This window comes from Vibrio sp. bablab_jr001 (assembly GCF_016464285.1).
Classification (GTDB): domain Bacteria; phylum Pseudomonadota; class Gammaproteobacteria; order Enterobacterales; family Vibrionaceae; genus Vibrio; species Vibrio fluvialis.
In genome coordinates this window covers 79,271-92,211 of record NZ_JACDWZ010000032.1, presented here as the reverse complement: position 1 = coordinate 92,211, position 12,941 = coordinate 79,271, and the positions used below count along the sequence as shown (strand labels likewise).

General features: G+C 50.3%; 15 protein-coding genes. 14 read left to right on the top strand and 1 reads right to left on the bottom strand.

Features of this window, described 5'->3' with window-relative positions; translation table 11 throughout:
- Positions 1–156: 156 nt before the first annotated feature.
- The 14 genes from JIG40_RS02425 (at position 157) to pgpA (ending at position 12,483) form a co-directional block, all read left to right on the top strand.
- Positions 157–1,449 carry an NCS2 family permease gene (locus JIG40_RS02425; protein ID WP_020331643.1) on the top strand — a complete coding sequence of 431 codons (1,293 nt, stop codon included), beginning with the start codon at positions 157–159 and terminating at the stop codon, positions 1,447–1,449.
- A gap of 39 nt (positions 1,450–1,488) precedes the next feature.
- Positions 1,489–1,953 (top strand): xanthine phosphoribosyltransferase, encoded by a 465-nt coding sequence (gpt, locus tag JIG40_RS02420; RefSeq protein ID WP_020331644.1) that lies wholly within the window; start codon positions 1,489–1,491, stop codon positions 1,951–1,953.
- Between the two features lie 90 nt (positions 1,954–2,043).
- Entirely contained in the window at positions 2,044–3,291 is a 1,248-nt protein-coding gene (gene frsA / locus JIG40_RS02415; protein ID WP_020331645.1) for an esterase FrsA, read from the top strand.
- A 99-nt stretch (positions 3,292–3,390) separates the two neighbouring features.
- The gene (gene crl, locus JIG40_RS02410; RefSeq protein ID WP_020431937.1) at positions 3,391–3,780 is read left to right on the top strand and encodes a sigma factor-binding protein Crl; all 390 of its coding nucleotides are present in this window, start codon (positions 3,391–3,393) and stop codon (positions 3,778–3,780) included.
- Between the two features lie 123 nt (positions 3,781–3,903).
- A complete protein-coding gene (proB, locus tag JIG40_RS02405; protein WP_038157346.1) occupies positions 3,904–5,037 on the top strand; it encodes a glutamate 5-kinase in 1,134 nt (377 codons plus the stop codon).
- 11 nt (positions 5,038–5,048) lie between these two features.
- Positions 5,049–6,299 (top strand): glutamate-5-semialdehyde dehydrogenase, encoded by a 1,251-nt coding sequence (locus JIG40_RS02400; protein WP_199464703.1) that lies wholly within the window; start codon positions 5,049–5,051, stop codon positions 6,297–6,299.
- A 102-nt stretch (positions 6,300–6,401) separates the two neighbouring features.
- The gene (gene nrdR, locus JIG40_RS02395) at positions 6,402–6,851 is read left to right on the top strand and encodes a transcriptional regulator NrdR (protein ID WP_020331649.1); all 450 of its coding nucleotides are present in this window, start codon (positions 6,402–6,404) and stop codon (positions 6,849–6,851) included.
- 13 nt (positions 6,852–6,864) lie between these two features.
- Positions 6,865–7,974 carry a bifunctional diaminohydroxyphosphoribosylaminopyrimidine deaminase/5-amino-6-(5-phosphoribosylamino)uracil reductase RibD gene (gene ribD, locus JIG40_RS02390; RefSeq protein WP_199464702.1) on the top strand — a complete coding sequence of 370 codons (1,110 nt, stop codon included), beginning with the start codon at positions 6,865–6,867 and terminating at the stop codon, positions 7,972–7,974.
- 3 nt (positions 7,975–7,977) lie between these two features.
- Positions 7,978–8,631: a riboflavin synthase gene (locus JIG40_RS02385; protein WP_020331651.1), complete on the top strand. Its 654-nt coding sequence runs from the start codon at positions 7,978–7,980 to the stop codon at positions 8,629–8,631.
- A 41-nt stretch (positions 8,632–8,672) separates the two neighbouring features.
- Positions 8,673–9,782 carry a bifunctional 3,4-dihydroxy-2-butanone-4-phosphate synthase/GTP cyclohydrolase II gene (gene ribBA / locus JIG40_RS02380; RefSeq protein ID WP_020431928.1) on the top strand — a complete coding sequence of 370 codons (1,110 nt, stop codon included), beginning with the start codon at positions 8,673–8,675 and terminating at the stop codon, positions 9,780–9,782.
- Positions 9,783–9,975: 193 nt separating this feature from the next.
- Complete coding sequence (gene ribE, locus JIG40_RS02375) at positions 9,976–10,446, top strand: 6,7-dimethyl-8-ribityllumazine synthase (protein ID WP_004724909.1); 471 nt, start codon at positions 9,976–9,978, stop codon at positions 10,444–10,446.
- Positions 10,446–10,916, top strand: a complete 471-nt coding sequence (gene nusB, locus JIG40_RS02370) for a transcription antitermination factor NusB (RefSeq protein ID WP_004724908.1) — start codon at positions 10,446–10,448, stop codon at positions 10,914–10,916. Before ribE ends, nusB begins: the two co-directional genes overlap by 1 nt.
- 89 nt (positions 10,917–11,005) lie before the next feature.
- Positions 11,006–11,980 (top strand): thiamine-phosphate kinase, encoded by a 975-nt coding sequence (gene thiL, locus JIG40_RS02365; RefSeq protein ID WP_199464701.1) that lies wholly within the window; start codon positions 11,006–11,008, stop codon positions 11,978–11,980.
- Positions 11,977–12,483, top strand: a complete 507-nt coding sequence (gene pgpA, locus JIG40_RS02360; RefSeq protein ID WP_199464700.1) for a phosphatidylglycerophosphatase A — start codon at positions 11,977–11,979, stop codon at positions 12,481–12,483. The genes thiL and pgpA overlap by 4 nt, the downstream gene beginning before the upstream one ends.
- A gap of 52 nt (positions 12,484–12,535) precedes the next feature.
- Here the strand turns inward: pgpA and JIG40_RS02355 are convergent, their stop codons facing one another.
- On the bottom strand, positions 12,536–12,916 hold the full coding sequence (locus JIG40_RS02355) for a DUF3461 family protein (protein WP_020331659.1): 381 nt from the start codon (positions 12,914–12,916) through the stop codon (positions 12,536–12,538).
- Positions 12,917–12,941 lie beyond the last annotated feature (25 nt).

Sequence of the window (12,941 nt, the reverse complement as noted above, 5' to 3'; positions counted from 1 at the left end):
AAACGCCTGCCATTTATGTGTAACCGTGCATAGTTCTTTCTTAGTTTCTGCAAAATCGATGCAAATTCCGTCTGGAATTTGTGATTTGATAACTTTATAATCTGCGCCCAATCGATTACGCAACCGTTTACTTTTTACCTTTATTAGGATTCGAACATGCTGGAAAGGCTATTCAAACTCAGTGAAAATGGCACCAACGTGCGCACTGAGATCATTGCAGGGGTCACCACCTTCCTGACAATGGCATACATTATTTTCGTTAACCCAGCGATTCTTTCAGATGCCGGAATGGATCGTGGTGCAGTCTTTGTTGCTACCTGTCTGGCAGCGGCGGTTGGCTGTTTCATCATGGGTCTGATCGCGAACTACCCAATTGCACAAGCTCCGGGTATGGGCCTGAACGCATTCTTCACTTATGTGGTTGTGCTGGGCATGGGTTACACCTGGCAGGTGGCACTGGCGGCGGTATTCTGCTCAGGTGTGCTGTTCATCCTGCTGAGCCTGTTTAAGATTCGTGAGTGGATCATTAACTCGATTCCAATGTCACTCAGAACGGGTATCTCTGCGGGTATCGGTCTGTTCCTGGCGTTCATCGCGCTGAAAAATGCCGGTATCGTGGTAGACAACCCAGCGACTCTGGTTTCTCTGGGTGCGATTACTTCTCTGCCTGCGGTACTGGGAGCTCTGGGCTTCTTCCTGACCATCGCGTTGGTACACCGCGGCGTGAAAGGCGCGGTAATGATTGCCATTCTGTCGATCACCGCTCTGGGCCTGATTTTCGGTGACGTGCAGTGGGGCGGCGTGATGTCGGCTCCGCCAAGCATCGCGCCGACGTTCATGCAACTGGATTTCTCTTCTGTGTTTGAAGTGGGCATGATTTCAGTCGTGTTTGCCTTCCTGTTCGTTGACCTGTTTGATACGGCGGGTACGTTGGTTGGTGTGGCAACGAAAGCGGGCCTTATTGGTGAAGACGGCAAGATTCCACGTCTGAACCGCGCGCTGCTGGCTGACTCAACCGCGACTTCTGTGGGTGCTCTGCTGGGTACGTCAAACACCACTTCTTACGTAGAAAGTGTGTCTGGTGTCGCGGCGGGTGGCCGTACCGGCCTGACCGCAGTTGTGGTTGGTATTTTGTTCCTACTTGCATTATTCTTCTCGCCATTAGCGGGTATGATCCCAGCCTACGCAACATCAGGTGCGCTGTTCTATGTCGCAATTCTGATGCTTTCAGGCCTGGTCAGCATTGACTGGCGTGATCTGACAGAAGCGGCCCCGACGGTGGTAACCTGTCTTCTGATGCCTCTGACTTTCTCAATTGCAGAAGGTATTTCAATGGGCTTCATCGCGTACGCGCTGATTAAGCTTCTGAGTGGTAAAGGTCGCAACGTATCACTCAGCGTCTGGGTGATGGCGATCATCTTTGCAGTCAAATACATTCTTGCCGCGTAACACTGGCAAAAAACATTTCCAAACTTTAGGTCTATAACAATGAGTAGAAAATTCGTTATCACTTGGGACAATATGCAGAAGTACTGCCGTGAACTGGCTGAACTTCAAATGCCTGCAGAACAATGGAAAGGTATCCTGGGTGTAAGCCGTGGTGGCCTGGTACCAGCAGCGATTCTGGCTCGCGAACTGGGTATTCGTTACGTGGATACTGTATGTATCTCGAGCTACGACCACGATCATCAGCGTGACATGAGCGTTCTGAAAGCGCCTGAACACGATGGCGAAGGTTTCCTGATTGTTGATGACCTGGTAGACAGTGGTGATACTGCACGTAAAATTCGTGAAATGTACCCGAAAGCCAAGTTTGTGACCGTATGCGCGAAGCCTGCGGGTCGTGATCTGGTGGATCAGTACGTTGTTGATATCCCGCAAGATACTTGGATTGAACAGCCTTGGGACATGGTGTTGTCTTACGTTGAACCCGTCAACCGTAAACAAAAATAAACCGTGATTCTCAACTTTATTTGATAATGGCCCTGTATAGGGCCATTTTTTTTATTACTATTAGGCCATTCCTCTTAACAGAGACGCGTTATGTCTGAAGAAATCAGTAAAAACCTTTCTGAGACTTTGTTCCAAAAGCACAAACAAGCCAAAGAAACGTCCTCTCTCACCCAATACATGCCAAGCAGTCAGGATTTCCTCGAACAGAAGAAAGAGCAGGATGGCTACGCCTGGTATCGTAACTTGCGCCGTCTGCAATGGGCCTGGCAGGGGATTGACCCGGTTGAACAAGAAGAAGTTCTGGCCCGTATTGCTTCTTCGAAACACTCCCGTACTGAGGAGCGTTGGCTGGATACGGTAATGGGGTATCGCAGTGGTAACTGGGCGTACGAATGGACGAAGTTGGGCATGCGCCATCAGGCGCGCGCGTCGCAAAAGCAGGGGGAAGAGGCCGCTGATGAAATGTTCGCCGCATCGCTCTGTTTCAGTATTGCCGGTTATCCGCATCTGAAAAATGACAACCTGTCGATTCAGGCTCAGGTCTTGGCCAATAACGCGTACACCGAAGCGTCGAATCTGACCAAATACGTGGTCAAACGTCTCGAGTTTCCGTATCAGAACAAAAAAATTGTCGGTCACCTGCACCTTTCCAATACCGAGAAGCCGCAACCTGTGGTGATCGTCAGTGCCGGGCTCGATAGCCTGCAGACCGATATGTGGCGCTTGTTCCGCGATTTTCTGGTTAAGCGTGATATCGCCATGCTGACCATAGATATGCCTTCTGTTGGTCACAGCTCGCACTGGGCGCTCACGGAAGATTCCTCATGTCTGCATCAGGCCGTACTGAATCAGCTGAATACACTACCATGGGTAGACCATTTCCGTGTCGGGCTGGTCGGCTTTCGTTTTGGCGGCAATGCGATGGTTCGCCTCTCGTTTCTTGAGCCGGAACGCATTCGCGCCTGTGTGTCGTTGGGAGCGCCAATTCATGACGTATTGGTTTCACCGAACAAGATGAAGCTGATGACCAAAATGTATCTGGATGTCCTGGCATCGCGCCTTGGCAAATCTGCCGTGGATATCGACAGCCTGTCCGGGCAGATGATGGCCTGGTCGCTGAAAGTACAGGGCTTCCTGTCCAGTCGTCGCACCAAAGTGCCGATTCTCGCTATGGGGCTGGAAGGCGATCCGGTGTCGCCGTACAGCGATAACCAACTGGTGGCGATCTTTAGTCAGGGCGGAAAAGCGAAGCAAATTAAGAGTAAGACAATTACACAAGGATATGAGCAATCCCTCGATTTAGCGATAAACTGGCTGGAAGACGAACTCTGTAGGTGACATTTGCCCTAATTTAGTTAAGAGTGATGAATGTATGTTTTTTAAACATATGATTATTAAAAATAATAGTCATTCTTAACATTGAAACGGAGAGTCAATATGTCAGAGGTGACGAAAAGTCCTACCCATTATCGTTTGTTGTCAGCAATGAAAGCTATTGGTCCTTATTTGCGCGAAGGACAGTGCAAAGAAGGGTTCTATCTGTTTGATTGCCTTGCATTTTGTGTAAACGATAAAAAATCGCCAGAGAAACGTGAATTCTGGGGATGGTGGATGGAACTGAGTCCGACGTCAGAGGGGTTTGAGGCTAAGTATCATATCGGACGATACAACCTAGCCGGGGAATGGGATACCGATAAGCTGCCCGAGCATGCGCTACCGGAAGTCAATCGAACCCAGGAAGAATTTCATAAAAAGTTAGAGAAAACGTTAAAAGAACGTTTCGCTCTGTCGTTATCTTTCCACGATCAGTCAATCGAATTCGTCTAGTTTTACCCGTCTGATTGACCAGTGAATCAAAAAGGTGCTTTTTAGCACCTTTTTCTGCTTGTGCATTACGCAGTTGATTGCTAAAACATCCTCTCTTAAATGTTTTCCATCACAGAAGAAATCATGAAAACGAATCAACAAAGCGGAAAAGTTTCACAAACTGTCATCGTGAAACTAGGAACCAGTGTTCTTACCGGTGGTACGTTGGCGCTCGACCGTGCGCATATGGTCGAATTGGCGCGTCAATGTGCTGAGCTGAAAAAACAAGGTCACTCAGTCGTGATCGTGTCGTCTGGTGCTATTGCAGCAGGCCGTGAACATCTTGGTTACCCCGCACTGCCCAACGCGATCTCCAGCAAACAACTGCTGGCAGCCGTGGGGCAAAGTCAGTTGATTCAGGCTTGGGAATCGCTCTTTTCCATCTACGGCATCAAAATTGGTCAGATTCTGCTGACCCGTGCTGATCTGGAAGACCGTGAGCGTTTTCTTAATGCGCGTGACACCATCAATGCCTTGGTAGCCAATGACATCATTCCTATCGTCAATGAAAACGATGCGGTGGCGACCAACGAAATCAAAGTCGGTGACAACGATAACTTGTCAGCGCTGGTGGGTATTTTATGTGGTGCAGACAAATTATTGCTGCTGACTGACCAGAAAGGTTTGTTTACCGCCGATCCTCGCAAAGACCCCAATGCTGAGCTGATTAAAGAAGTCAAAACCATTGATGACACCTTGCGTAAAATTGCTGGCGGCAGTGGCACGACACTGGGCACTGGCGGTATGGCGACCAAGTTACAGGCAGCTGATATTGCACGCCGCGCTGGCATCGAAGTGATTATTGCAGCGGGCCGAGCGCCGAACGTGATCTTTGATTCGCTGAGCGAAACGCCACAAGGCACGCGCTTCCTGCCATTGGAAGAAGCGCTCGAAAACCGTAAACGCTGGATTCTGGCGGGGCCTGCAGCTTCAGGTGACATCTTTATTGATGAGGGTGCGGTACGCGCGGTGATGACCAAAGGCAGCAGTTTGCTGGCCAAAGGCGTGGTACGTGTGCAGGGGGAATTTTCCCGTGGCGAAGTGGTGCGTGTGACCAACGGCCATGGCCATTTAGTGGCTCGCGGCATTGCTGCTTATTCTAGTCACGATCTGGCTAAAATTGCTGGCAAACACAGCAAAGTGATTATCGATATTCTGGGCTACGATTATGGCTCCGAAGTGATTCACCGCGACGACATGGTCGTGATCCAGGAGTAGGGAGAGAGAAAGTGGATTTAACCTTAATGGGAAAAGCGGCTAAAGACGCCGCTTTTCAACTCGCCACCGCCTCGACGGCGCAGAAAAACCAAGCTCTGGCGATCATTGCTGATGAGCTGGAAGCGAACGCAGCACAGATTCTGGCGGCAAACGCCAAAGACATTCAGCTGGGCCGCGAAGCGGGCCTGACCGATGCGTTGCTGGACCGACTGTTGCTGAATGAATCGCGTCTGAACGCGATTGCCAACGATGTGCGTAACGTGATCAGCCTCAACGACCCGGTGGGCAGCGAAATCGACAGCAAAGTGCTGGAAAACGGTATGTCGCTGTCGCGTCGTCGCGTGCCACTTGGTGTGGTCGGAGTGATTTACGAAGCGCGTCCAAACGTCACTATCGATATTGCCGCGCTGTGCCTGAAAACCGGTAACGCGTCGATTCTGCGTGGCGGCAAAGAAACCTTCTTCTCCAACATGGAACTGGTCAAAGTGATTCAGTCCGCATTGGAAAAAGCACAATTACCTGCGGCCTCCGTGCAGTACATCGAAAAGCCGGATCGTGAACTGGTGACGCAATTGCTGAAACTGGACGATTACGTGGATATGATTATTCCGCGTGGTGGTGCGGGTCTACACAAAATGTGTAAAGAAAACAGCTCGATTCCGGTCATCATCGGCGGGTTTGGTATCAGCCATATTTTCGTTGATGAGAGTGCCGACCTGGATAAATCGGTGGACGTGATTGAGAACGCCAAAGTACAACGTCCGTCGGCGTGTAATGCATTGGATACGCTGCTGGTGCATGAAGCGATTGCTCAGCCACTGCTGGAAAAACTGGTGGCAAAACTCAACGGCAAAGTGACCTTTGTTGCTGAGCCAAAAGCAAAAGCGCTGATGAGCGCGGCGACTGAACTTCGTGATGCTCAGGCGGGTGATTTTGATACCGAATGGCTCAGCTACACATTGGGCGTCAAAGTGGTGCGTGACGTTAACGAAGCGATTGACCACATGCGCGAGCACAACGCCAGTCACTCCGATGCCATCATGACCAACAGCTTGGTGAACGCTGAACGTTTCATCAACTCGGCAGGCTCTGCGGCGGTGTATGTCAATGCATCGACGCGCTTTACTGACGGCGCGCAGTTTGGCTTGGGCGCCGAAGTGGCGGTATCAACCCAGAAACTGCATGCTCGCGGCCCGATGGGACTGGAAGAGCTGACCAGCTACAAGTGGGTAGGTAAAGCGAACTACTTGTCACGTAGTTAACAAAATAAGCGTAAGTTGTCGAGAAAAGGGGCGAATCCGCCCCTTTTCCTTTTCTTCGCCAAACTAATTCCGGTACACTGAACGCCTTGCTATGGAGGTGATATGCATTGTCCTTTTTGTTCTGAGAACGATACAAAAGTGATCGACTCACGTTTGGTTGCCGATGGCCATCAAGTGCGCCGTCGCCGTCAATGTCTGGCTTGCAATGAACGCTTTACCACCTTTGAAACCGCGGAGCTGGTGATGCCAAGGGTGATTAAATCCAACGGAAACCGTGAACCGTTCGATGAAGATAAAATGATTGGTGGTCTGCAACGCGCACTGGAAAAACGCCCGGTGAGTGCCGATGCGATTGAACTGGCCATCAGCACCATCAAATCGAAGCTTCGAGCGACGGGGGAACGTGAAGTTCCGAGCAAGCTTATCGGTAATCTGGTGATGGAACAGCTCAAAGAGCTGGATAAAGTTGCTTATATTCGTTTCGCCTCCGTTTACCGCAGCTTTGAAGACGTGCGGGAATTTGGCGAAGAGATTGCCAAACTCGAAGATTGATCATTATCTGACTATGCCTACATTTACCTCTTTTGATTATCAAATGATGTCCCGCGCGATCAAACTGGCTCAGCGCGGGCGTTTCACAACGGCGCCCAATCCGAATGTCGGCTGCGTGATTACCCAGGGCGAGTCCATCGTTGGCGAAGGTTTCCACTTTCGCGCGGGTGAGCCACACGCTGAAGTACATGCGCTGCGTATGGCGGGCGAGAAGTCGGTTGGTGCAACGGCGTATGTTACGCTCGAACCGTGTTCCCATTATGGTCGCACGCCTCCTTGTGCAGAAGGCCTGATTAAAGCGGGCGTGGCGCGAGTGGTTTGCGCGATGCAAGACCCCAATCCGCAAGTCTCCGGGCGTGGCATTCAGATGTTGCGTGATGCCGGAATTGATGTGCAGGTTGGTCTGCTTGAAGCCGATGCGCAGGCGCTCAATCCTGCGTTTATCAAACGCATGAAAACCGGTATGCCATTTGTACAACTGAAAATGGCCGCCAGTCTGGACGGTCAAACGGCACTGGCCAATGGCCGCAGCCAGTGGATTACGTCAAAGCCGGCTCGCCAGGATGTGCAGGCTTACCGTGCGAAAGCAGGAGCGGTGCTGTCGACCAGTCAGACCGTACTGGCTGATAACGCGTCGCTGAGCGTGCGTTGGGCGGAGTTGCCAACTGGCGTACAGGCTGAGTATCTGCAGGAAAATCTGCGCCAGCCGATACGTGTCATCCTTGATCGCCAACACCAATTGCATGGCGACCTCAAGCTGTATGCTCATGATGGGGCCGTGATTCGTGTCGCGGGTGAGCAAGCTGATGTCTGTGTTGCACTTGATGAGCATGAGCAACTGAACCTGGCTGAGACACTGGCTGATCTGGCTAAGCACCATAACATCAACCATATTTGGGTAGAGGCTGGCGCGACGCTGGCCAAGTCTCTGCTTGAGAAACAACTGGTGGATGAACTGATTTTGTATCTGGCACCGAAAATCATGGGCAGCGACGGACGCGGCTTGTTTGGTGCTTTAGGGCTGAGCGATATGCAGCAGGTTCTGAATCTCAATATTCAGGATTGCCGAATGGTTGGCCCGGATATTCGCGTCGTGGCGACGCCTGAACTGAAAGATGAATAAACTATGTTTACTGGAATTGTCGAAGCTGTCGGTACGCTGACGGCGATTACGCCAAAAGGCGAGGACATCACCATCTCGGTCGATGCGGGCAAACTGGATATGGGCGATGTAAAACTTGGTGACAGTATTGCAACCAACGGCGTGTGTTTGACCGTCGTTGAGTTTAACTCGCACAGCTATAGCGCTGATTTATCTCTGGAAACACTGAAAAAATCCGGCTTTGCCGACTACAAAGTGGGCGATAAAGTCAATCTGGAAAAAGCCATGTTGCCCACCACGCGTTTTGGTGGCCACATTGTGTCTGGTCATGTGGATGGCGTCGGTGAAATCGTTGAGCGTAACCCGGTTGGTCGTGCGATCGAACTCTGGGTTGCCATGCCAGCGGAACTGAGCAAGTACGTGGCTGAAAAGGGATCCATTACTGTCGATGGCATCAGCCTGACGGTTAATGATCTGCGCAAAAATGCCTTTAAGCTGACCATCGTGCCACACACCACACAAGAAACAACAATCGATCATTTCCAGGTTGGCCGCAAAGTAAATCTGGAAGTTGATGTACTGGCTCGCTATCTGGAGCGTCTGCTGAATGGCGGACGTGATGAACAGCCAGAGTCACGCATTACAATGGAATTCTTACAACAAAATGGTTTCGCGTAACACTGACACCAGTGTGCGTGCCTGAAAATAGGACGAGAATCATGCCAATTAGTACGCCTCAAGAAATTATCGATGATATTCGCCAAGGTAAAATGGTCATCCTGATGGATGATGAAGACCGTGAAAACGAAGGCGACCTGATCATGGCCGCTGAGCATATTACCCCAGCCGCTATTAACTTTATGGCGACCCATGGGCGTGGCCTGATTTGTCTGACAATGACCAAGGAACGCTGCCGTAATTTAGGTTTGCCACCAATGGTTCAGGATAACAACGCGCAATACACCACCAACTTCACCGTGTCGATTGAAGCGGCTGAAGGTGTAACCACGGGCATTTCGGCTGCAGACCGCGCGCGCACTGTGCAGGCGGCGGTGGCGAAAGATGCCAAAGCATCGGACCTTGTGCAGCCGGGACACATTTTTCCGCTGGCGGCACAGGATGGTGGCGTACTGACTCGCGCGGGCCATACGGAAGCAGGCTGCGACTTAGCTCGTCTGGCAGGTCTTGAGCCAGCGTCTGTGATTGTTGAGATCCTTAATGATGACGGCACCATGGCGCGTCGCCCGGATCTGGAAGTGTTTGCTGAAAAACATGACATCAAACTGGGTACCATTGCGGATCTGATTGAGTACCGCAACAACACAGAAACCACAATTGAACGTGTTGCGCAGTGCAAACTACCCACTGAGTATGGTGAGTTTGAACTGGTGACCTACCGCGATGTGATCGATAACCAAATTCACTTTGCGCTGAAAAAAGGCGATCCGAAAACTCAGACTCCTTTAGTGCGCGTGCATCTGCAAGACACCTTTACTGACCTGTTGCGCAGTGATCGCAGCGCTGAGCGTAGCTGGACTTTGGACAAAGCGATGAAACGCATTGGCAAGGAAGGCGGCGTGTTGGTCATTCTGGGGAACGAAGAGTCATCTGAGCTGCTGCTGCATCGCGTGAAAATGTTTGAACAGCAAGACAAAGGCGAAGCGCCAGCGATGGCCAAAAAGCAGGGCACATCACGCCGTGTTGGCGTTGGTTCGCAGATTCTGGCGGACTTAGGTGTCAGTGATATGCGTCTGCTATCGTCTGCCAACAAGAAATACCATGCGCTAGGCGGTTTTGGCCTCAATGTGGTCGAATACGTCTGCGAATAATCCTCTACAGCTTGCCGCTCGGCCTGAGCGGCAAGTCGCTGTGCTTTATTAATAATTCAGATTCAATGCTGTTCTCAGGTTGAGCCGCTTGCTGGTATGCAAATAGCGTGTCAAATTTCCATTAGATATCGCTCACAAATTTGTGCTAGAATCCGGCGATTCTCACTTGATGAACAGAGTTAAAGGAAAGCTTATGAAAGTGATCGAAGGTGGTTTCCCTGCACCAAATGCAAAAGTTGCGATTGTGATTTCTCGTTTCAACAGTTTTATTAACGAAAGTCTGCTGTCTGGTGCCATCGACACTCTGAAACGTCACGGCCAAGTAAGCGACGAAAACATCACTGTCGTTCGTTGCCCAGGTGCAGTAGAGCTTCCTCTGACTGCGCAACGTGTTGCTAAAACCGGTAAATTCGACGCTATCGTGTCACTAGGTTCAGTAATTCGTGGTGGTACGCCTCACTTTGACTATGTTTGTAGTGAAATGAATAAAGGTCTGGCACAAGTGTCTATGGAATTCAGCATTCCGGTAGCATTTGGTGTTCTGACTGTTGATACAATCGATCAAGCTATTGAACGCGCAGGAACCAAGGCTGGTAATAAAGGTGCAGAAGCTGCACTGAGCGCACTTGAGATGATTAACGTTCTTTCTGAAATTGATTCCTAATGGGGGCCAGTGTGAAACCAGCCGCACGTCGTAATGCACGTCAATTTGCGCTACAAGCTATTTATTCGTGGCAAATTACTAAAGATAATGTTGCGACTATTGAAGAGCAATTCTTATCAGGTGGTAAGTATGATGAAGAAGAGCATCATGCGTCTGAACCAGCACTTGCTGCTCCAGAGACTGACGTTGCATACTTCCGTGATCTTTTAGCGGGTGTAGTGCTTAACCACACAGAGCTAGACAGTAAATTACGTCCGTTCGTGTCTCGTCCAATGCAAGACCTGGATATGATGGAGCTTGCTCTGCTTCGCCTTGCAATGTACGAAATGACGCGTCGTGAAGATGTACCTTACAAAGTTGTGATTAACGAAGCGATTGAACTGGCTAAAGTTTTCGCTGCAGAAGACAGCCACAAATTTGTGAACGGGGTACTGGATAAAGCCGCACCTCATGTACGCAAAAAATCGTAATTCGCTTTACAATAAAGAGGTCAGCATACGCTGACCTTTTTTATTTCGCTGCTACACTCTTCTCTGTTCTGAAAGACTTGGAATTTCCGATGTTTGGTGAATTTAACCTAATCGACAAATACTTTTCTTCACGCCAACCACAACGTAAAGACGTGCATCTCGCTCTCGGCGATGATTGTGCGGTTGTCAAAGCGCCAGATAATGTGCGCATTGCTATCAGCACCGATACCATGGTGGCTGGCATTCATTTTCTGGCCGATGCCAACCCAGCATGGGTGGCACACAAAGCGCTGGTATCCAATTTAAGCGATCTGGCGGCCATGGGGGCAACCCCGGCTTGGGTCTCCATGGCACTGACGTTGCCTGAAATTGATGAAGCCTGGTTGGAGCCGTTCTGCACGGCATTTTTTGACTTGGCTAATTACTACAACATTCAGCTCATTGGCGGCGATACCACCAAAGGCCCGCTCAGCATTACTCTGACAGTGCAGGGGTTCGTGCCTCAGGATAAAGTGTTGTTGCGCAGCACAGCCAAAGTCGGCGATTGGGTGTATGTCACGGGAGAGCTTGGTGACAGCAAAGCGGGGCTGGATGTGATTCTGGACGAGGCTAAACGCCATGAGCCGTTTGCGCCGGAGTTGGAAAAGCGCCATTACCTGTCGACACCACGTATTTTGGTGGGGCAGGCACTGCTCAATCTGGCGTCGTCAGCCATCGATATATCGGATGGTCTGATTTCCGACCTGGGTCATATTCTGCGTCAATCCAATGTTGGCGTCAGTCTGGATGTCAGTACTCTGCCGATGTCTCAGGAACTGCGTCAGTTTGTCGGCCACATTCAAACCGCACAGAAATGCGCTCTCACCAGCGGTGAAGAGTATGAGCTGTGTTTCACCGTACCTGAACAGAACAAAGGTTCGCTGGACAGTGCATTAGCGCACTGCGGTACCAAAGTGACGTGTATTGGCCAGATTCGCCCGCAAGGCACATTTGAATTGCATAACAACGGCGAAAAGCTGGACTGGAATCTGCGCGGATACGATCACTTTAAGGAATCAGAATGACCAATCCGAAATCTCGTTTGTCGATGACAAATCCATGGCATCTGCTCGCCACCGGATTTGGCAGCGGTTTGTCTCCTGTAGTGCCGGGCACTATGGGAACTCTGGCGTCTGTGCCCTGTTACCTGTTGCTGGCGCAACTGCCGCTCACGCTGTATATCGTTGTCGTTATTGCAGCCAGCCTGATTGGGATTAAGATCTGCCAGGTAACATCGGATGACATGCAGGTGCATGATCACGGCTCAATTGTGTGGGATGAATTTGCCGGATTCTGGATCACCATGCTGATTGTGCCAGTGTTACAGCTGCCAGTGTTTGAGTGGAAATGGCTGCTTGCGGGGTTTGTGTTGTTTCGCTTTTTCGACATGGTTAAACCCTGGCCGATTGGCTGGCTCGATAAACGCGTGCACGGCGGACTGGGGATCATGCTTGACGATCTGGTTGCAGGCGTGATGTCTGCGCTGGCGCTGGCTCTGGTCGGCTACTGGGCGGGATGGCTAAACTAAACATAAAAGAAAAGGTTCCCAAGTGGGAACCTTTTTTATCGAATGAATGGTATTACAGTTTTTCCAGATCGGATTCAATTTCCGCAATTTTGCTGGCAACCACCTTTTCCAGGTGACGCAAGTCGCTCAGGATCTTCTGTTTCACGTCCACTTGTGTAATCTGAACATGCTTGGTGATTTGGTTGAGCTCATCAATGATTAAGGTCAGATTACGGTTAATCTCCGTGACCTCTTTGTATTGATGGCTACCGCTGTCAACCAGTACATTCTTAACTTGCCTTGGGTATTTGAATTTTACACTCTTGGCAAACAGTTCACCTTTCTGCTTTTTGAAATAGATTTTTAAGACATCCTTGTGCGCTTCCTGACGCAATGAATAGCGTTCAATCTGCGTTGGATCTGTAATCCCTAAACCCGTGAGGTGTGGAAACATAAGCGACCTCTATATTATTTTTGTT